18 protein-coding genes are annotated in these 20,097 nt (G+C 27.2%); 14 read left to right on the forward strand and 4 right to left on the reverse strand.

What is annotated here, in order from left to right; translation table 11 throughout:
- Positions 1 to 39: 39 nt before the first annotated feature.
- From U881_RS0108165 to U881_RS0108175, 3 genes are all read left to right on the forward strand, one after another.
- Complete coding sequence (locus U881_RS0108165; protein WP_024653939.1) at positions 40 to 933, forward strand: 1-acyl-sn-glycerol-3-phosphate acyltransferase; 894 nt, start codon at positions 40 to 42, stop codon at positions 931 to 933.
- Positions 934 to 948: 15 nt separating this feature from the next.
- Entirely contained in the window at positions 949 to 3,813 is a 2,865-nt protein-coding gene (flcA, locus tag U881_RS0108170; protein ID WP_024653940.1) for a periplasmic flagellar collar protein FlcA, read from the forward strand.
- A gap of 67 nt (positions 3,814 to 3,880) precedes the next feature.
- Positions 3,881 to 4,996, forward strand: coding sequence for a VWA domain-containing protein (locus tag U881_RS0108175; RefSeq protein ID WP_024653941.1), 1,116 nt, complete (start codon positions 3,881 to 3,883; stop codon positions 4,994 to 4,996).
- A gap of 9 nt (positions 4,997 to 5,005) precedes the next feature.
- On the opposite strand, the gene U881_RS0108180 is transcribed toward U881_RS0108175, so the two are convergent.
- Complete coding sequence (locus U881_RS0108180; RefSeq protein ID WP_024653942.1) at positions 5,006 to 5,389, reverse strand: outer membrane protein assembly factor BamD; 384 nt, start codon at positions 5,387 to 5,389, stop codon at positions 5,006 to 5,008.
- 93 nt (positions 5,390 to 5,482) lie between these two features.
- On the reverse strand, positions 5,483 to 6,604 hold the full coding sequence (locus tag U881_RS0108185; RefSeq protein WP_024653943.1) for a LysM peptidoglycan-binding domain-containing protein: 1,122 nt from the start codon (positions 6,602 to 6,604) through the stop codon (positions 5,483 to 5,485).
- A 591-nt stretch (positions 6,605 to 7,195) separates the two neighbouring features.
- On the opposite strand from U881_RS0108185, the gene U881_RS0108195 reads away from it, so the two are divergent.
- The 5 genes from U881_RS0108195 (at position 7,196) to U881_RS0108215 (ending at position 12,773) form a co-directional block, all read left to right on the forward strand.
- Complete coding sequence (locus tag U881_RS0108195) at positions 7,196 to 8,203, forward strand: hypothetical protein (RefSeq protein WP_051374065.1); 1,008 nt, start codon at positions 7,196 to 7,198, stop codon at positions 8,201 to 8,203.
- A gap of 332 nt (positions 8,204 to 8,535) precedes the next feature.
- Entirely contained in the window at positions 8,536 to 9,576 is a 1,041-nt protein-coding gene (locus tag U881_RS0108200) for a BMP family ABC transporter substrate-binding protein (protein WP_024653945.1), read from the forward strand.
- Between the two features lie 3 nt (positions 9,577 to 9,579).
- A complete protein-coding gene (locus tag U881_RS0108205; RefSeq protein ID WP_024653946.1) occupies positions 9,580 to 11,037 on the forward strand; it encodes an ATP-binding cassette domain-containing protein in 1,458 nt (485 codons plus the stop codon).
- Entirely contained in the window at positions 11,034 to 11,966 is a 933-nt protein-coding gene (locus tag U881_RS0108210; protein WP_024653947.1) for an ABC transporter permease, read from the forward strand. Before U881_RS0108205 ends, U881_RS0108210 begins: the two co-directional genes overlap by 4 nt.
- Positions 11,967 to 12,773 (forward strand): membrane protein, encoded by an 807-nt coding sequence (locus U881_RS0108215; protein ID WP_024653948.1) that lies wholly within the window; start codon positions 11,967 to 11,969, stop codon positions 12,771 to 12,773. It abuts the gene before it with no gap.
- Here the strand turns inward: U881_RS0108215 and U881_RS0108220 are convergent.
- On the reverse strand, positions 12,705 to 13,442 hold the full coding sequence (locus tag U881_RS0108220; protein WP_024653949.1) for a tetratricopeptide repeat protein: 738 nt from the start codon (positions 13,440 to 13,442) through the stop codon (positions 12,705 to 12,707). The genes U881_RS0108215 and U881_RS0108220 overlap by 69 nt on opposite strands.
- A complete protein-coding gene (locus U881_RS0108225) occupies positions 13,439 to 14,485 on the reverse strand; it encodes a polyprenyl synthetase family protein (protein ID WP_024653950.1) in 1,047 nt (348 codons plus the stop codon). Before U881_RS0108225 ends, U881_RS0108220 begins: the two co-directional genes overlap by 4 nt.
- Positions 14,486 to 14,538: 53 nt before the next feature.
- Between U881_RS0108225 and U881_RS0108230 the strand changes: the two genes are divergently transcribed.
- Genes U881_RS0108230 through U881_RS0108255 form a run of 6 tightly spaced genes read left to right on the forward strand, consistent with a single transcriptional unit; the run spans position 14,539 to position 20,097 of the window.
- Positions 14,539 to 15,120, forward strand: coding sequence for an SAM-dependent methyltransferase (locus tag U881_RS0108230; RefSeq protein ID WP_024653951.1), 582 nt, complete (start codon positions 14,539 to 14,541; stop codon positions 15,118 to 15,120).
- Between the two features lie 32 nt (positions 15,121 to 15,152).
- Entirely contained in the window at positions 15,153 to 15,680 is a 528-nt protein-coding gene (locus tag U881_RS0108235) for a chemotaxis protein CheW (protein ID WP_024653952.1), read from the forward strand.
- Positions 15,670 to 16,509 carry an NAD(+)/NADH kinase gene (locus tag U881_RS0108240; RefSeq protein WP_024653953.1) on the forward strand — a complete coding sequence of 280 codons (840 nt, stop codon included), beginning with the start codon at positions 15,670 to 15,672 and terminating at the stop codon, positions 16,507 to 16,509. The genes U881_RS0108235 and U881_RS0108240 overlap by 11 nt, the downstream gene beginning before the upstream one ends.
- Before the next feature lie 46 nt (positions 16,510 to 16,555).
- Positions 16,556 to 18,220, forward strand: coding sequence for a DNA repair protein RecN (locus U881_RS0108245; protein ID WP_024653954.1), 1,665 nt, complete (start codon positions 16,556 to 16,558; stop codon positions 18,218 to 18,220).
- A gap of 18 nt (positions 18,221 to 18,238) precedes the next feature.
- Positions 18,239 to 18,997, forward strand: coding sequence for a hypothetical protein (locus U881_RS0108250; RefSeq protein WP_024653955.1), 759 nt, complete (start codon positions 18,239 to 18,241; stop codon positions 18,995 to 18,997).
- Between the two features lie 29 nt (positions 18,998 to 19,026).
- On the forward strand, positions 19,027 to 20,097 hold the full coding sequence (locus U881_RS0108255; RefSeq protein ID WP_024653956.1) for a hypothetical protein: 1,071 nt from the start codon (positions 19,027 to 19,029) through the stop codon (positions 20,095 to 20,097).

The raw sequence follows: 20,097 nt of genomic DNA on the forward strand, positions 1-20,097 counted from the left end.
AGTGTGTTATTTTTCAAAAACTTTAAAGGATGAAGTTTTATGTTTATACGGAATGAGAGTTTTAATAAGTATTTTAAAGGTATTGAGAATGAATTCTCTAGTAGGTTTGAAGCCTGTGAAAAGAGGGATTGTTTAAATAGTTCGTATCATGAGGCTGATTCTGTCAGCAGAAAATTGGTTGATACAATGATTGAAAGACTCCTTAAGAGTAATTCTACCATTGTTGGTATTCAAAATATTTTTAAACTTTATGAAAAATCTAAGTCTGGTAAATCTTCAATGATATTAATGGAACATTATAGTAATTTTGATTTTCCTTGTTTTCAATTTTTACTTGATAAAATGAATTGTAAAGAAATTGCAGAACATGTTATTCCTGTAGCTGGTGTGAAACTTTTTAAAGATAATTTATTAATAAAAAGTTTAACTTTGGGTTATAACGTAATATTTATTTATCCTCCACATACATTTATTGGTGCTGAGCGTGAAACTGTGAGAGAGAGACGAATTTTTAATGCTAATTCTATGAGATATGTTGCAGATAAGAAAAATAATGGGTATATGATTCTTATTTTTCCAACTGCTACAAGATATAGAAAAGGTCGACCTGAGACTAAAAAGATAATTTCAGAAATTGTAAATTATTTTAAGCTTTTTGATTATTTTATTATGGTTGGTATTAATGGCAATATTCTTGAAGTGTCGTCGAATGGTGATATGTCGTGTGATGTTTTTAGAGAAGATACTCTTGTATATAATGCAACCGAAGTATTTGATATAGTTGAATATAAGGCTTTAATTTTAGAAAAATTGCGACAAGATGGTTTAAGCCCAACAAAAGAAATTTTAGGTTCTCAAATTGCTGATGATTTAGAGAGACGTTTTGAACTTCTTCACAAAGATGGGGCTAAAATATATAATGACTTAATTTAGGATTTTGATTGTAATATGCCTGATATAGATAAAATAAATAAGTTTAAAAAAGAAATAATAGATAATATTGCTGGAGAGAGAGCTTTAAAGAATAGCTTGGGCATTCGCATGGATATTGAACCTCCAAAGGATGGAGAACTTATTGTTCCTTGGGAAGAACAGGAAGATATTTTTGATTTGGAAGAGGTACGTGATGAAGAGCCAGATTTGGATGCTATTCTTGGTGCTCTTGATAGCGAAGAAAAACAGGAAAGTGAAGTTGATGAGAATGATATTAGCAATGCAATTAATGTTTTAAATAATTCTGAAAATGTAGAAATTGATCCGGAATTTAATGGTTTAGATGATGATTTTGATGTTTTAAGTTCTCATTTTGAAGAGACTTTAGATAGAGTTCTTGATGATAATTCTGTTAGTTTAGATGATGCTATGAATTTGAATTTAGATAATTCTGATAATGATGTTGATAATGATAATTTGCAAAATTCGAATGTAGAGGATGATGTAAGTTCAGATTTATTTAATATTGAAGAACCTTTTGATAATGAAAATAATAGTTCTACTCAAGAATCTCCAAATGATAACAATGATGATTTTGATCTTGAATATATGATTAGTAGGATCAATGAGGTAGACGATGAAATTCCTTCTGAGAATTTTGCTTCTAATGAGAGTGCTTCGAATTTTGGTTCTAATGAGGAAAATGATTGGTCGAAACTTGCAGGTGATTTTGAATTTCCAGAGGATCAGGAAAGCAAATCTTTTGAGGAGCTTGATTTTAAGGTTAATCACAATCTATTTTTTCAACATTTAAATTCTTATCCTAGAAATTTAAGAATTGCTATTGCTGAAGCTTTAATGTTAAAAAATGTTCCTAGACATAAAATTGAGGCATTAGTTGATCTTGTTGAGCACAATCAAAAGGGACTTAGTTTTATTGCTAAGTTTGTTGGAGACATTATTGGCCGTTCTGTTCAATTGCCCGTAATGTATGCTAAAGCAGAAGAATTTAGCAAGCTGGAGAAGCACTTTAGTTACAGATTATCAAAAGCCTTAAAGCCAATATTTAAAATGGCATTTATGTCTATTGTTTTCACATTTTTATCTTTTTATCTTTTAGTCGATGTTATGTTTTTTTATATTGCATCTGATAGAAAATATAGAGAAGGAATTTCGTATATACATGAGAATAAAAGAGAACTTGCTAAGGCTACTTTTAAGGATGCGTATTATATGCGTCCTAATAAAAAGTGGTTTTTAACTTATGCTAAGGCTTTTGAGAGTGTGAGAGATTTTGATAGTGCTGAAGAAAAATATGAAGAGTTGTTTACTCTTGATCCTTTCTCAGAGGGTGCTTATGCAAGGAGACGTAAAAGTTTTGATAAGAATGGATATATATCTTATGCTTTTATGAAAATGAAGCTTGGTGAATATTCTGATGCCAATTCGATTTTAGATGAAGTTATATCTTACAATATGTATGATTATGAAGCATTAATGGCTAAGGGTGATAATTATTTTCAGTGGGCGCAAACAGATTCTACGTATTATAAAGATAGCATAAATAGTTATACTCTTTTGCTCTCCAAATATGGGCATAAAAAAGAAATTTTGTTTAAGCTTTTTGATGCTTACATTGAAGCTGGCGCTGAGAGAGAAGCTGAGAGTTTAAATGCTTTTATTAAGGCAAATAAGAAATTAGATATTGATAAGGTAGTTTATACTAAATATGTTAAGAAATTGATAGATAAATATATCGAATTTACAGTTTATAATAAACGAATAAATGCTCTTTCTAGAAATTTGAAATATTTAAGTGCTCAAATGAATTTATTTAATAGGGAGTTTTCTAATTTTAAAATAGCTAGTGCTAAAAATGTTTCCGATGTTTTAACTGATGTTAATCTTAATTCAGAAATTGAATACATTCTTAGAAGAATTTTGTTAAAAAATCCTGATTATGATAAAGCATTATTTGAGAGTGGTAGATATTTTTATTATATGGGAGATTTTAAAAAGTCAGAAGGATATTTATTAACAGCTATAAATAGCTTTAGACAAAAAGATTCAATTGATAATGCTTCTGAAAAGATTATTGCTTATAAAATTCTATCAGATATTTATGATAAGGGAAATGATACTCTTAAGGTAAGCAATATTGTTAGTTTGGCTTTAAATGAATATGATTTTTATAAAAAAAATGGCCTTATTAAAGGTTCTAAAGAACTTGCTTTAATTTATGAAAAGCAGGGAGATATCTTGAGGACTTTAAATGGTTTTAAATCGGCCATATCTTCTTATAAAATGGCAATAAATGAAGGGGTTAATTCACCAGATGTTTACTATAAATTGGCATTACTTAATTATAAGGAACAGGATTATAAGGATGCATTAACTTATTTATTTAAAGTTGAAAATATGTCTGGATTTGCAAATAGTAATAAAGTTTTAAATTTAACTGCATCTGTTCTTTATAAAATGGATGATTTCGAGGCTGCTAGGAGTTATTACTTAAGGGTATTAAGAAATTTGGAATCAGAGAAGTCTAGCATTTTAAGTTTTAGACCTAAGGTCAATGATCATCATAGAGCTTTATTGTTAAGAGAGATTGAAGTTTATAATAATCTTGGTGTTGTAGAGATAAGAGCATCTCTTGGTGATAGGGTTGGCTCTGGTGTTGTTGTAGATAATGATCTCTTTGATTCAGGAATTGCAAATTTAACAAAGTCGTCTAGAATATTTGATCTCTTAAATCGTGATGATGACATGGTAAAAAATGTTAAAAGAGATCTTGCCAGTTTAAATCTTAGAAGTGTTTTTAAGAATGATTTTGCTGGTTTGAAAATTTTATTTTATGATAATTTAGCTGATAATCTTTAGATTTTTTATAGCTTTTATCAGCTAAAGGACATGTGAGTTTGTCCAATTAATGATGTATAGGGTCTATATGAAAAAAGCTTACTTTATTATTTCCTTGTTTATCGTATTTAACTTGTTTTCTGAAGCAAATGATCGCTTGAGTATTAGTGTTGAGGATGTTTATGTTGAAGCTCATGATGATGGCTTTCATCTTTTTATCCGAAAAAAACCAAGTATTAAGTCAGTGATTTTAACTGAATCTTTTGAAATTCCAGATAAAAATAAAGATGCTTCGACTTATTCATTTAGAACATTAGAATATAATCATGTTAATGGTGATGAGATTAGGATTTTAAATGGTAGAGTTATTCAAAATAGAAGTCTTTTATCTTTAACATCTTCTACGCCTGTGCAAAATAAAAAATTTGGAGAAGCTTTTCATATTTTAATACCTAAGAAATTAAGATATGGATTTCCTAATTTCTCAACAAGAAGTGGCGATATTGATTTGGAAGTTTTAAAACATAATAGGGAACCTTTTTGGTTTTCAATTAGAACTTTTGAAAAAAAGTATAATGATTATTTAGGTCGATATAAAGATAATGCTTATGAGTTGTTCTTTGGAGATGTGCAACGAGAGACTGCAGTTGAGAATAGTGTTTTAGAGGAAGGATTTTCTAGATTTGCTGATGATGTTGTTGCTGCAAAGAAGGGAATTGATATTGTTGATAAGATAAAAGATATTTTAGAAAAATCAGAAGATCCGCTTGCTGATTTAGATCTTGTTTTTGTTATTGATGTAACTGATAGTATGAAAAATCATGTTGAAATCTTACGAGAACATCTTTTTGATATGGTAGAACCTCAATTGAGTCAATTTAATTCTTATAGAGTGGGTTTTGTATTTTATAAGGATTATCTTGAAGATTTTTTAACTAGATCTTTTGATTTTAATAGCAGAGAATATTTAAATAATGTTCTTGAAAGTATTAATGTTGGAGGTGGAGGAGATTATCCTGAAGCGGTATTTGAAGGAATCAATGCTGCTGTTACTCAATTTGATTGGAAGGCAGATAATAGGTTTATTATTGTTCTTGGCAATGCACCTCCTCATGAATATCCCCGAGGTCCCATAGTTTATGAGGAGGTTATTAAATCAGCTAAGGAGAAAGATATTACAATTTATGGCATATTGCTTAAATAGTGATTTTCATTAACTTTCTTTTGTTTTATCTTTTTGTTGGGTTTTTATCTTTTGTAATATTTTTTGAGATAGTGGTACGATCCATTTAGGTGTGTTTATGTCAGATTGTATTAATTCTTCAAAAAGTTTTTTTGCAATTCCTTTTTTATTGTTAAGATAATATATGAATGCAATTTCATATTTTCCAGTGGCAACAATTTCTTTATTATCTTTGTAATTTTCGATCATTTTTTCGTATATCTTTAAAGCACTTTGATAATCATTTAAATTTGTTGCTTTTTGAGCTTCTTTTAAATAAATCCTGTAGGGAGTTTCTTTTGTAAGTTGTTTATCTAAATGAGCTGTTGAGTAACAGGAGAGTAATAAAATACTTGTTATTATTAATTTATTCATTTTTTATTCTCTTGCTTATAAGAAATGTTTAGCTTAATTTTATTAGATATAAAAAAAGAAAACAAGTGTAAACTCGTTTTCTTTTTTTGTGTTTTATTTAGAAGGAATTATTATTTTCCAATCTTGAAGTATTAAATCTGGGTTTTGAATTTTTTGTCTGTTAGCAAACCAAATTTTTGGCCATAAATAAGGGTTTTCATATAATTTTTGAGCAATACCCCATAATGTATTTCCAAGCTTGATTATGTAGAGTTCTTTACTTGAATAACTTTGATAAGCTGTTAGATATCTTGCAGAATTTATAAATAATTCGTTAGCAAGTCGCAAATTATTAAGGTTTTTAGCTTCAAGTCCTTGTTCCCATAGCTGTCTGGCTTTTTCAATCAGTTGAAGTGTTTTGACTTGACTTGCTTCTGTTTGTTTGTTCTCTTCGATGTTCTCTTCATAAGGTAATACTAATGCATCTATTTGTCCAAGTAAATAAGTGTCAACTTGAGAATCTAAGAGATTGATTTTTTCATGCTTGTCTTTAAGTAAGCTTCTCCCATTCCATGGTGATGGCTTAATAAGTTTGTCATTGTTATAAATAGGGAGATTAGAAGCTGCTTCCAATGCTTTTAATTGTTTATACATCCTTTCTTCTGTTTCTTGAAGAGCTCTTGCTTCTTTTGCTTTTTTTGCCGTTTGTTGTGCTTTGGTAAATGCTTTGCTATACATTCCAAGAGCGCTTTCGATATCATACATTTTGTATTTTCGTGTTGCCTCAAAATATAAATTATTTACTTCATCGATTTCTAATGGAATCCATATGTATGCTTCATTAAGTTCAGCATCATTTAAATATTTTTCAATGTTTTCTTTTAAATAATTTATTTTTTCTTTCTTTTCTATTGTATCTCTTACAATATTTCTGTATCGTTCTAAGACTTTTAGGGCGAGTTCATTGCCTTCCTCAAATATTCCCTCTGAAAATTTATCATTCATTTTGTTTTCAAGCTTTTCAGCTTCATTAAATTCTTTAGAATAAAATAAATTGCCCCTTTCTCTGATAACTCCATTTTTCATTTCTTCAATGTCTTTTTTTATATCTCCAGTTTCCTTAATTGAGATCTTGGAATTGTCATTTTTGTGATCTTCTGGTGTGCTTTTACATGAAATTAGGGAAAGAGCAAATACAAATAACATCAAAAATAATAATTTGCTTTTTTTTATCATAAATACATCCTTTTTATGTGATATTGATTACATAAAACTAAAAACTTTACCCTTTAAATACAATCTTTATCATTGTATAAAGTCTCTAAGTAGTATCTTATTACACAATTTGGTATTATACAATTTTTTGTTGCATATTATGTTTAATTTTTATTCAATCAATGTTTTAATTTTCATTTTTAATCTGCCTTAAAAATTATGGGTTCTACACATTTTTCTTCTTGAGGTGTAGTTTGGCATGAAGCTAGGACAAGTGTAAATATAGATAATATTAAAAATAAAAGTTTGTTTTTTTTTGTCATAAGTACATCCTTTTGATATAAAATTGGCTACACACGGTGCAACTTTTCTAATGCCTTAGATTCTTGAAAAGAATAGGCTCAGCATAAAATATCATTTTTTATCCTTTTTGATGAATTATAACGTATTTTTCATTTTTGTTAAAGTTAATAAATCTCTTTAAAAAAGGTATAATAAAAATTATAAGAGTTTGTCTAAAAGGGAAATTTGGTTTTGAAATTATATATTGTTGTTCTTTTATTGTTCTTCTCTCAAGTAATATTATTTTCTCAAATAGCATCTATTAAGGAAATGGAAGGACAAATCAATGTTATACGAAATTCTGTTTCTGTTACATTGGACTTGGGAGATGAAATTTTTGAATATGATTTTATTGAGGTGGGTAATAATTCTAAGATCAAAATAAACTTATATGGAATAAATGGCATTGAGGCAGATTTGACCTTGCATTCTAACACTAATAGTCTTGTTTGTTATTCTTCTCTTAAAGATATGCAAGATGCAAAAATATATTTATTTAAGGGAAGTTTAGATGTGATAATTTATAAAGTTGTTCCAGGTTCTTCATTGTCTGTTGATGTTAATAATTATTTTTTTAAAACAGATGCTCCGGCGAAATTTTATGTCAATTGTGAATATTTTAATAGTTATTTTGTCAGTGTTTTTGATGGTGTTCTTAAACATTACAATAAGGATGCGTATTGGGCTTTAGCAAACACTAGTATTTTACTTTGGGATAATAATTCTTTTTTGTATAAGACTAGTGATACTGTGCCACAAAATGTGATTCAAAATTTAAAAGAAATGTCTCGTAAAAACTTTATTGCTCTAAATAATAAGCGTTCAACTTATGTATTTTCAAATTATGTTGAGGATAGCTTTAGATTTGATTTTGTATACGATTATTTAGTAAGAGATCCTAAATTTAATGTCATATATTCTAAATGGAGCTTGGAGGATAAAAATTATACTTTAGGCAATAGGGTTGATATGATAAATGATGTTAATTATTTAAAGGGAAGAATGGGTATTCTTTTTAATAATTTTATTTATTTGGCCAATGTTTTCTTTTTTATAGAAGATATTGTTAAACATACTTCTGATATGTTTGCTCAAGTGGTTGTTCATGGATCTGTTTTGAAATTTTTTGAAAATTATAAAAAAAATAGATCAGCTCTATCAAAGAAATTTTTTAAGACAATTCATGCTTTTAAAATGTATTTAATTCGTACAAATGGTGATCTTCCTAGTAATTTGAGTGTTAATGAATTTTATTTATTAACTCCCAAAGAATTTTAATATTTAAAAATGCTTTTGAAATAAGAAATTAAAAATTTAATTTGCAATATATAGTAAGCTTTTTAAGCTTTAATAAAATTTGTCTTTTCTTTATTTGATGTTGAATTTATAGATGAACTTTTTGTCTTTTTGATATTGATATTTTTACTTAAATTTAGGCAAAATTGGCTGTAAAGTTGGACGTAATAGTGGATTTATGATATCTTTTTACAAAGAAGCTTTTTATGAAAATGATTGGTGTGTTGTGAGTGTGAAGTTTTTAATTTTGTTCCATTTTTTTATTATAGTATCAGGATTTGTTGTATTTTATGAGAAAAAGGTGTTTTATTTTTGTGAGTAGAGCTTTTTTCTTTAGAATTTTTTGGGTTTCTATTTCATTAGTTTGTTTATCATTATTTGTTTATATTAATTTTTTTAAAGTTAGAGAACTTAAATTTTCATCTAATAAAAAAATTGCTTTATTTATTCCTGGATGTGTTAGTGGTTCGCCCTCTTATAAAGCAATGTATGATTTTTTAATTGAATTTCAAAGTATTAAGAGTGATATTGATATTGAATTATTTGAAGCTGGGTTTAATCAGCATGAATGGATAGAATTACTTGAAAAATTATTAAATTCTAAAAATTATGATTTTTTGATAACAACAAATAATGCTATGCAAGGAATTATAGACATAATTTCTAAAAATTATCCCCACACTAAATTTTTGCTTTTTGATTCTTTGGTTAAGAATACTAATCCTCAAGTGTATTCTCTTTCGTATAATGTTGCAGAAGAAGCTTATTTATTGGGTTATTATGTTGGTTTGTTTTTAAAAGATTCAAATTTAGTAAATAAGAATGTTGCTTTAATTGCTGGACAAGAATATCCTATTATGAATAATTATATTTTTCCTTATTTTAAAAGTGGTATTAGAGAAGTGTTAGATTCAGAGGTGTTTTTTAGAACTTTGGGAAATTGGCATGATAGTAATAGAGTTAAAGTTTTGACTGAATCTTTAATTTTAGATTCAAAGGTGTCTGTAATTCTTCCAATTGTTGGGGCGGCTATTAAAGGAGTGCTATCAGCAGTTCGTAAACATGGTGTTTTTGTTGTTCTTTTTGATGGTGAAGATTATTTGGATAGTAAAGATAATATTATTGGGTCAGGTATTACAAATCAAAGGTTGTTTTTAGAAGAAGTTTTGATTAAAGCTATTGGGGGTGAGATTCAGTATGGAACTTATAAAGTCCTTGGTTTTAGAGAAAGGGGGGTTTCATTTAATTTGTTAAATAAATTTTATTTAGAGAATATAGATTTGAAGCTTAAAGAAAAGCTTGAGGAAAAGATGAAAGAGATGAATGATACTGAAATCAAAATAGATTTAGAATGATTTATGGTAGAGTTTAAGAATATAGTCAAATCTTTTCCAGATATCGAGAGACCTATCTTAGATAGTGTTAATTTAAGAATTGAAGAATCTAAAATTTTAACTGTAATTGGAAGAAATGGGGAAGGTAAGAGTACTTTATCGAAAATTATATCTGGTCTTATTCGTTTTGATAGTGGTGATGTGTTTGTTAATAATGTTAAACAAAAAACTTGGAATGTGGATGTGGCAAAAAGTAACGGTATTTATGTTGTGTCACAAATTCCGAAACTTAATGTGAACTTGAAGGTTTGGGAATATCTTAGTATTTATTGGTTTGATTCTAAGTTTTTTATGCCAATGAATAAATCTGCAACCTATAGATATTATAAATGGCTTAGACAATTTTATAATATTGTTTTTGATTTAGAGACAAAGATACAAGATTTGAATATTAAAGAAATATATTTTTTACTGATTATTTCTTCCCTTAAAAAAAATGCAAAGATTATTATTTTTGATGAGAGTGTTGCCTATTTTTCTCAAAAAGAGGCAAAAGAGTTTGTGAAATTGCTTCAAGACCTTAAAAGAGTGGGTATTACTTCTCTTTTTATTACGCATAGAGAGATTTGCGATGCCATACAATTTAGTGATGAATTTATTATTTTACAAGAAGGCAAATGTTTTAGGACAATAAATAAAGAGATTATACTTAGTAAACTTGGAATACCTACCGATAAATTTATTGCTACAAGTGTTAAACGTGGTGACTCAAATGAAGATTTTATAAAATTTAATTTGTTTTTTGAAGATTTTTGGAAATATGATATCAATTTTTCTTTAAAAAAGAGAGGGGTTTTAGGCATTGTTGCAGAAGAGGCAGCAATAAAAACATGGGAAAAGTTGTTCTTAGGAAATATACCATTTGTAGGATGTATAAAAATGAATGGACGGAGATATGAACATATTAATTTTGATGAGCTTAAGGCAGGTTTTTTGCCTTTAGGAATTGGCAATTTATTTTCTGACAACACTACTATATTGGATAGTTTTTTAGCTAAAATAATGAGTTTTGAAAATGAAATTTTTATTAAGCAATCTACTATTAATAAACTTCAAAAATTTTTTAAAAAGGATATGGAATATTGTGATAGTAAGATATTAAAAACTTTTTATTCTAAATCTTTAGCATTCTCTGGAGGAACTTTAAAAAGACTTGCTCTATTTAGAGAAAAATATATTACAAAGAGCTTTTTAATTTGTTTTTCGCCTCTTAGTAATTTAGATTGTAGGGCATATATTGAAACGTCTAATTTTATTCGTAATTTTGCTAATGAAAAGCCTGTACTACTGATTACTCCCAATTTAGATGAATTGCTCCTTTTATCTGATGACATTTTGGCAATAAAAACAGGTGAAGTTGTCTTGAGATTGGAAAGAAAATGTGTCGATAAGGCAACTTTAAAGGAAATGTTGTTTGTATGAAGTCATTTAAAAAAGAATATATTTTATTGATATTTTCACTTAGCGTATTATGCATTAGTCATTTTTTTAATGAATTTTTTAGTTTTTCTTATATAAAAGTGATCTTATGGAATTTTATTTTGTTATTATTAGTAGCAACGGGAATTTCAACTTGTGCTAAGAGTAATAGTTTAACTCTTGGTGATGAAGGTCATGTTTATTTTGGAGCTTTTTTGTCTTATTTGTTTTGTGATTTTTGTGGGCTTACATATTTTAATTTTATATTGATAATGTTACTGAGTTCATTGTTGGTTGGGTTCATAGGGATTGTTCCTTTTTTATTAACATTTTTTTTTGGAGTCAATGGGATGCTTACGGGTCTTTTAATGTCTTATGGAAATCAGAGATTGGTAGATGGATTTATATCAAAGCTTTTAGGTTCGGATGGTCTTTTAAATCAGACGAGGAGTATTAATAAAATATTTGCTCTTGATGTTGCTTTGCCATATTTGCTTTTATTGAGCATTTTAATTTGGGGATGTTATGTATTTATTCATAAGAGAACTATTTTGGGATTAAAACTTGAGATCTTAAGTGATCGAAAAACATTAAGTAAATTTTTTAGCATTAATGAATTTAAATATAAGTTTTGTACAGTGTTTACCAGTGCTTTTTTAAATGGTCTTGTAGGTTCAATATTTGTGATTTTTTTTAAGAATTATTTGTTTTTAGGATTAACCTCTGGACTTGGTTGGAATGGATTTGTTGTTGCTGTGGTTTCAGGGTTTAATTATATTTATGTTTTATTTTTTAGTTTGTTTTTTGCAATGCTTAATGAATTTAATCATTATCTTAAAATAAATTATTCATTTAAATATGAATTTATTGGTTTGTATCAAGCCATTTCTATTTTTATTTCATTGTTTCTGTTTAATACGGGTCGAAAATAAATGTTTAGTATTTTTTTACATTCTATAATATTTGCATATTTGGCTCTTGGGATTCTTTATACTGAGAGAGTGGGGCTTTTAAATATATCTATTGAAGGAATTTCTTTTTTATCTGTTTTTTTGACTTCGCTTTTTATATATTTAGGTTATGGAATATTTATTTCTGTTATTATGATGATTTGTATGAATTTGATTTTTGGTTTTTTTTTATCTTTTATTGTAAAAAATGGTTATAACATTTTTATAGCGGGTATAGGAATTAATATATTGTGTTATTTCTTAGTTAAAGTGTTAATGAGAGCCAATTTTAACTTTGTTCCAGGATTTAGTTTAAATATTTCCAATAATATTGCCATTGTTTTTTTTGTTATATTTTTTTTCGTTTTTTTAAGTTTGACTATTTATGTGATCAATTATTCAAAAGTTAGAGTGGTATTTGAATTTATTCGTTCAAATGACTATGAAAACGTATTAGGTGAGCAAATTAGTAATTATTTTAAGTCTTTTGCAATTTTTGTATCTGTAATATCAGCAAGCATTGCAGGTTCTTTACTTGCTATAAATTTTAATGTTTATTCTTATGATTTGGGATTGAATAATGGTTGGCTTGCTATTTGTATATTATATATTGCGTTTGCAAATCCTTGGCTTGTTTTTCCAAGTTCATTTTTTATGGTATTTATTGAATATAAATTTTTCAATCTTCAGGATTATGTTAATTCTTATTTTGCTCTTTCTTTACCTTTTTATATGGCTATATTGGTTAATATATTTGCTGCCCTTTGTAGAAAAACCAAATTGTTTTAATGATATATCATTATTTTCATTTTTAAGCTTTCTTAAAGTTTTAATTTGCAGTTCTAAATCTTTGATTTTAGTTTGATTGAATTCATAAAAGGGAATTTGTTTAATGATATCCAAATTATTTAAAAAAATTGTGAATATGGTGTCATCATGTGTTTCTATTTGAAAAATGGTATTCATTATTATATTAAACATTAAATCTTCATCTTGCATTAGATGATAAAATCCTTTTTTTAAAATGGTGTCAATCAGTACGTATATATTATTGTTTAGTAGTTCTTTATTATCTTGAATAAATTGCATTATATAATCCATTGAATTTCCTAATTCTCCAATAAGAAAATATGCCCATGATATGTCAAGATAATTTTTTGTATCTTTAAAATCAATTATGTGTAGATAATCGTTTGTTTGTTTAATTGCTTTTAGCCAGTTGTTCATTAGGTATTCTACTTCTGAGAGTAGTAAGTATGCATCAACTTGTTTTGGATCTTGATTGATAATTTGCTTTAATAGTGCTTTAGATTGTTTATATTTCTTGAATTCTTTAAGTAATATCGATTTTGTATAAAGTTCTTCTATTTGATTTATACTTGCATCTTGCGTAGGAATTATTGCATAAATAGGAGTAATGATATTGAGCCAAATTAGCATTATTGTACATTTTTTCATAAATTATCCTCCCGTATTTTTTCTACAATTTTTATGATCATATCTTTGTATTTGGTAATCAGTGTGTATGAATTTAACTCTTCTATAAATTTATTAAGATATGACATTGCAATAATTGAAGAATTGTGAATTGCATTTGATGAGTTTATCATATTGCTAAATTGTAATATTTTTTCTTTTACTTTATCTATAGGTTGATTTTTGATTTTTGATAGTTCGTGAATAATTTTTTCATCAAAATTTTTTTCTCTTAAAAAATATATTATTGGTAAGCTTTTTTTTCCTTCAATAAGGTCGTCTCCAAAGTCTTTTCCAGTAATGCCATCTTTGATATTTTTAATATCATCTATTATTTGGAAACATGTTCCAATATTTAAAAACGTATTGTAAAGATTTTTTGCTTGATTATCATTGTTTGTAATTATTCCTGCTAAAAATCCAGCCATTCCAAAAAGCGAGCTTGTTTTAAGTTCAACTAAAGATATATATTCTTCAATATTTGGAATATATGTTCCATTATGTAATGCAATATCAATTCCTTGTCCTAAATGGAGATTTGATAGAGTTGTAAAAAAAATTTCATAAATTAGTAATTTTTGCCTTGTCTTTAAATTTGAATTTTGTATTAATTTTGCCGGCAAAAAGTAAATAAGATTTGCTGTGTTAATGCTGTTATCCAGTCCATAAATCAAATGAACAGCGGGCTTTCCACGTCTTCTAGTAGCACCATCTTCTATGTCATCAATAATGAGACTTCCAGAATGAGGTAATTCAAGTAGCATACTTAGTTTGTATAGATTCTCAGTATCTGTGTCGTTATATCCTAGTGCATGTGCCAATAGAATCATTAGCATTGGTCTTATTCGCTTTCCCCCTCTACTGATTATTTCTATTATTGGTGCTTGAATTGTATTTATTGTATTTTCTTTTATATCAAATTTTAATTTAAAATTTTTGTCTTTAAACAAATTTAGGAAGTGATCTTTTGAAAATATATCATTAATATTTTTTTCGATTTTATCTAAAAATGATTTATTTTGCATAATTATAATTATAATAAAAAGTATGATGATTAAGTGTATTTGCGAGAGTTAATATGTACGATGTTGTTGATGAATATTCACAAAGAGCTAAAAAAGAAGGGTATCTTGCTAGGTCTGTTTATAAATTAATTGAAATTGACAAAAGATTTTCTTTATTCTCTTCTGGTAATATATTAGATATTGGAGCATCGCCTGGTAGTTTTTCTCAGTATGCTTATTCCAATCTGAATAATGGAGTGCTTGTTGCAGTTGATCTTAATGATATAAGTTTGAATTTTAATAGTAATTTTTATTTCATCAAAGGCAATATATATTTTGATGAGGTTTGTCACAAGATTAAGACTTTTGCGCCTTATAGTTTAATTTTAAGTGATGCAGCTCCTAAAACTACTGGTAATAGATTGGTTGATACTAGTAATTCGTTTAATTTAAATATGAAAATATTTGAGTTAGCTTCTATGAGTTTGAAGGGAGGTGGTAATTTATTACTTAAGGTTTTTCAAGGAGGTGAAGAAGAGCAGCTTTTTTGTAAGCTTAAGAGTTGTTTTAAATCTGTTAAAAAAATTAGGCCTAAAGCTGTTCGTAAAAATTCCTTTGAGATTTATTTTTTGTCCAAAGGTTTTGTTAAAGTTTAAGTGATGTTGAAATTTTTTAAGGTTATTAAGGTATGTTTGTAAAAGATAAAATTATTGAAAAAAAATCTCTACAAGTTGCATGTTTTAAAATAGGCAAAGAGAGTTATGGCGTTTCAATAGATCATATTCAAGAAGTGATTAAGGTTCCTTTGGAAGGTGTTTATGCAATACCCAATGTTCCTGATTATATTACGGGTATTTATAATCTTAGAGGGAATGTTATTCCTTTGATCAATTTGAATATTAGGTTTAATATCCCTTCCGTTTATGCCACAGAAGAAGATAAGCTTTTGGTAGGTTATTTGATAGTAAATATTCAAAATAAGCTTTTGGGAATATTTGTAGATAAAGTTTTAAAGGTTATTAGTTTTAATGTTTCCAAAATTCAAGAACCTCCTGCAACGTTGCAAACTTTAGATAAGAAGTACATATCTGGTGTTGTTAAAATTGATGAAGAAGAAAATTTTGAGAGTGAGTATTTGATTTTAATTGATATTGAACGCATCTTTGATAAGAGTGAGTTTGAAAAGATTCCATATAAGGGGAATAATGAAGAGTGAGGTTTTAATTTACATAAATTATTCAAATTCAGATGCTGAGATTCTTGCTTTTGAAATACAAAAATATCTTGAATTTAAGTATGGTGTTTTAAGTTTATTTGCAGGAATGGATGAGTCTTTGTTTAATATATCAAATAAAGATAATTTACTTTTTGCAGTAACTTTGGGTGGAGATGGTACAGTTTTATTAGCCAGTAACTTACTTTTAAAAAATGATATTGATATTCCAATTATTTCAATTAATTTGGGTAAGGTGGGATTTTTAGCAGATATAAAACCTAGAGATTTTAAAGATGTTATAGATAAGTTTTTTGATAATTCTTTAGTTATTCATAAAAAATATCTACTTCGTATTAGTGCTTATGAAGATGGGAATGATTTGTTTACTAAATATGCTTTAAATGATGTAATTATTCGTTCTAGTGTTCTTAATAAATTGATTTATGTAAATCTTAAAGTTAATTCAGAAGATTTCCTTTCATATAAAAGTGATGGAGTAATATTTGCAACTCCAACAGGATCAACGGGATATTCTTTTTCATCGGGAGGAGCTATTTTAGAGTCGGATCTTCAGGCTTTTATTTTAACCCCCATTTCACCGCATTCTGTTTATAATCGTTCTTTTGTTTTTTCAAGTAAAAGTAAACTTTCGCTTGCATTTCAAAAAGGATATTCATTAAATTCAGCATCAATTTTTATTGATGGTATTAGTATTGGTATATTTGGAGTTGAAATTGTTTTTGAATTGGGACTTGCTAATAAAAGTTTACGTTTTGCCTCATTTTGTACAGATACTTTTGTTAGAAGACTTAAAAATAAGTTATTATAAAGTATGGATTTTATAATGTTAAAGATAATTTATTTTGAAGTTTTGTATGTTGATTGAACTTTTTATAAAAAATTTTATTTTAATTAAAGAGGTATCTATTAGGTTAAATATGGGGTTAGTTGCACTTACGGGTGAATCTGGTAGTGGAAAGAGTTTATTGTTGTCTTCGCTTTATTATTTATTTGGTGGAAAAATTAAGAATAATATAATTACTGATGGAGAGCGTAGAGGTGTTTTGCTTGCTAAATTTAAAGCAAATGATGATGTTAGAGATTATTTGTATCTTAAAGGAATTTTGGTGGAGGATTTTATTATTATCAAGAGAGTAATAATATTTGAGTCTTTTAATGTAATTTTAAGTAATTATTATATTAATGATGAGCCAATTTCTAATTCTGTGTTAAAGCCGCTTTTTAATATGTTAATTGAGGTTCATTCTCCAAGTCAGGAATATTGGATTTTTCAAAATCCTTTAAATAATCTTAAGATTTTGGATCATTATGCCAATTTAGGTGTTAAATTAGAAGCATATAAATTGGAGTATGAGTCGTATATTGCGTATTTAAATGATTATGATGGTTTTGTTTTAAAACAAAAATTGCATAATGATAATAGAGAGAAATGTGAAAGCATAATTAATGAAATAGATTTTGTTAGTCCTAAGGTTAATGAGGATGAAATCTTAAATATAAAATTGAATGAACTTAAAAGTTGTAAAGCTATATGTAGTTCACTTTTAAACTTAAGAAGTGTTTTAAGCTTGGATAATAGTGTTTCTGCTTTAAGTGAAATAAAGGAAGTGATTTATGATGCTGAATATCTTGCAGGAATAAATGCTAGTTACTTTGAACTTGAAAATCGTCTGAGAAATTCTTGCTATGAGCTTGAAGATGTTGGTCAAGCTTATAGTAGGTGTTTTTTTGAAAGAGTTTATGATGAGGGTGAACATGAATTGATAGAAGCGCGTTTATATTCTCTCTCTCGTCTTAAGAGAAAATATGGACCAAGTCTTGGGGATGTTATTGCATTAAGAAAGAGGTGTAGTGAGATTATTAATTTGTCATTTGATTTTGAAGCTGAAAAATTAGCTATAGAACAAAAATTAAATAGTTTGTTTAAAAATTTAGAAAAATTGGCATTTGATATTTCAGATATTAGAAAAACAGCTGCATTAAAATTTGGGTCCGAGGTAACTGCAGTGTTGCATAAACTTAATATGAGTAATGCAAAATTCTTTGTATCAATATCTGAAGGTAAAATGAAACCAACAGGTATAGATGATGTGAAATTTTTGATTTCTAGTAATATTGGTTTAAAAGCACAGCCAATATATAAAGTTGCATATGGAGGTGAGATTTCAAGAATAATTTTGGCTATTAAAAGTATTCAAAATACTGATGATAATAAACTTATAATATTTGATGAAATTGATTCTGGCATAGGAGGTGAATCTGGTGTTAGTTTGGGTAAGTATTTGAAGGATTTATCAAAAGATATGCAGATATTTGTTGTCACTCGTCTTGCTAATATTGCAAGCCTTTCGGACTTTCATATTTTAGTAAAAAAAGAGTGGATTAAAGAGAAGACCTATGTTCAGGCTTCTTTGTTATTGGGCGATAAGCGTGCTTTAGAGATTGCTAGAATGCTAAGTGGTCACATTAATGATATTAGCTTTAGGCATGCAGAAGAGCTTTTGAAAAGTAATAATTGATTACAAGTGTAGGTATTTATGGATCTAGTGCATAATGAAAATTATCACAAAATTTTGTTTATTGATGATCTTATTTTGCAAACTTTAAATGAAATAAAAAGTATAAAAAAGTTAGGTAAGGTTGGGTCAAGTTCAAGTGTCACCGTTAGTTATATTAATTTAAATTTAAATGTTCTCAGTTATATTTTGTCGTTAAACTACTTTTATACAAGACCTAGGTTAAAGGTTAATTATGATTTTCGAACAAATCTTTTTAGTTTTATTTCTGATTTGTCATCATTTGTAAGTCCGATTTTGCTTATTTCTATTAGTGAGCTTATGTCAATCGAATCTGTTATTGATTTGAATCCTGAAGAGAGATTTTTAATTATTAGAAAATTGGGATACCTTATTGATTTGGGAATATATTTTAGTAAAGGTGATTCCAAATCGATTCTTTTCTTGGAAGATATATATCTTAAGTTTATTATTTTAGCTAAAAATTTTATTGACTTTAAAAATTTAGCAAAAAACTTGGTTATTGATAGTCCTTTTTATAAGGCCCAGTTATCACATCTAGTTAAATCTCTAGAACTATTAGAAGAAGGAGCATTCTTATTGAGAGCAAGATATGAAGCAAATGGGGCTTATGGATTATCAGAAGAAATTTTAAATTATATTCAGGCTGGAAAAATTTTAGCTACAGTTACTGCTCAAAAGGAAATGGCTGAAAAATTTTCAAAATTTCATGAAGTTTGGTCTGTTAAATTTCAGTCAGATTTGAGCAGAAATAAATAATTAAATTGGGGGAAGAGGATATAATAAAGATGGATCTTTATAGAGAAGATTTAACGGGATTTAGAAAAATTAGATTTTTTTTGTTGTCGTTTTTTTTATTGATATTTATAATATTGCTCAATTCTTTATTTCAATCAAAGATTGGTATTTCGGTTTCTTATAAGTTTAGTCATTTTTCAAAATATGATGGTTTGGTTGAGATGCCTTCAAATAATATTGTTTTTGTTCAAGATCAAATTTTAAATTTAGATTTAGATAAATACTATTATCATGTTTTAAGTGATCGTTTAGTAAGTGTTTCAGAACTTTATTATGTGCTTGGTAAGTTTCAAAATAGTTATTCTGTATATTCTAAAAAAACAGATAAATTTTTGTTTTCCTTATCATATAGAGATCTTGTCTTTACGAAAGGTAATGCTATTTTTGCTTTAAATAATTTGTATAAAATTTTGGAAGTTTATGGAGAAGATGGAAATCAAATTTCATCTTTTAAGTTTGTAGCTTCAATATTGAGTGTTGATTATAATAATGATGTTTTGGTTGTGGGACTTTCTGATGGAAATACTTATGTATATAAGCATGGTAAGATGATTTATAGTGGTGATTTGTTAGATCGTGGTTTTTTGCCAATTATATGTGTTAAATTAAGCTTTGATAATAAATATTTATGTATTTTAAGACAGAATGAGCTTTATTCTTTGGAAGTGATTAATTTAGAAAATGGATATAATCAAGTCTTGTATGTGACAGATTTAAAGCTTAAAGATTTTAATCCTTTTTTGAAGATAGATAAATTTTATAATTTGTTTGTTAAGACCGTAGATTCATTTTTAATACTTAATGTTAGGAGTGGTCGAACTTTTAGAATTAATAATGAAAATTCTGTTTTGAAAGCCTGTTACGATTCTTTATCTAATGTATATAGAGTATATTTTTATGATTTAAGTAGTAGTATGATCAATATAAGAACTTATTCTGTAGATTCTTATAATTTATTTGATAATATCTTTTTTAAAGACAGGATAAGATCGTATATTGAATTTGATAAAGGAATTTTATATTTTAATGATAAGAATGATTTAAAATATTTGGGGCTGTAG

It is taken from the genome of Borrelia persica No12 (genome assembly GCF_000500045.1).
Taxonomy (GTDB): Bacteria; Spirochaetota; Spirochaetia; order Borreliales; family Borreliaceae; genus Borrelia; species Borrelia persica.

Coding starts and splice junctions, on each gene's coding strand:
- U881_RS0108210 (WP_024653947.1), top strand. CDS start 11,034: ATGAAGTCATTTAAAAAAGAATATATTTTATTGATATTTTCACTTAGC.
- U881_RS0108225 (WP_024653950.1), bottom strand. CDS start 14,485: ATGCAAAATAAATCATTTTTAGATAAAATCGAAAAAAATATTAATGAT.
- U881_RS0108180 (WP_024653942.1), bottom strand. CDS start 5,389: ATGAATAAATTAATAATAACAAGTATTTTATTACTCTCCTGTTACTCA.
- U881_RS0108235 (WP_024653952.1), top strand. CDS start 15,153: ATGTTTGTAAAAGATAAAATTATTGAAAAAAAATCTCTACAAGTTGCA.
- U881_RS0108165 (WP_024653939.1), top strand. CDS start 40: ATGTTTATACGGAATGAGAGTTTTAATAAGTATTTTAAAGGTATTGAG.
- U881_RS0108185 (WP_024653943.1), bottom strand. CDS start 6,604: ATGATAAAAAAAAGCAAATTATTATTTTTGATGTTATTTGTATTTGCT.
- U881_RS0108255 (WP_024653956.1), top strand. CDS start 19,027: ATGGATCTTTATAGAGAAGATTTAACGGGATTTAGAAAAATTAGATTT.
- U881_RS0108220 (WP_024653949.1), bottom strand. CDS start 13,442: ATGAAAAAATGTACAATAATGCTAATTTGGCTCAATATCATTACTCCT.
- U881_RS0108245 (WP_024653954.1), top strand. CDS start 16,556: ATGTTGATTGAACTTTTTATAAAAAATTTTATTTTAATTAAAGAGGTA.
- U881_RS0108240 (WP_024653953.1), top strand. CDS start 15,670: ATGAAGAGTGAGGTTTTAATTTACATAAATTATTCAAATTCAGATGCT.
- flcA (WP_024653940.1), top strand. CDS start 949: ATGCCTGATATAGATAAAATAAATAAGTTTAAAAAAGAAATAATAGAT.
- U881_RS0108250 (WP_024653955.1), top strand. CDS start 18,239: ATGGATCTAGTGCATAATGAAAATTATCACAAAATTTTGTTTATTGAT.
- U881_RS0108230 (WP_024653951.1), top strand. CDS start 14,539: ATGTACGATGTTGTTGATGAATATTCACAAAGAGCTAAAAAAGAAGGG.
- U881_RS0108175 (WP_024653941.1), top strand. CDS start 3,881: ATGAAAAAAGCTTACTTTATTATTTCCTTGTTTATCGTATTTAACTTG.
- U881_RS0108205 (WP_024653946.1), top strand. CDS start 9,580: ATGGTAGAGTTTAAGAATATAGTCAAATCTTTTCCAGATATCGAGAGA.
- U881_RS0108215 (WP_024653948.1), top strand. CDS start 11,967: ATGTTTAGTATTTTTTTACATTCTATAATATTTGCATATTTGGCTCTT.
- U881_RS0108195 (WP_051374065.1), top strand. CDS start 7,196: ATGGAAGGACAAATCAATGTTATACGAAATTCTGTTTCTGTTACATTG.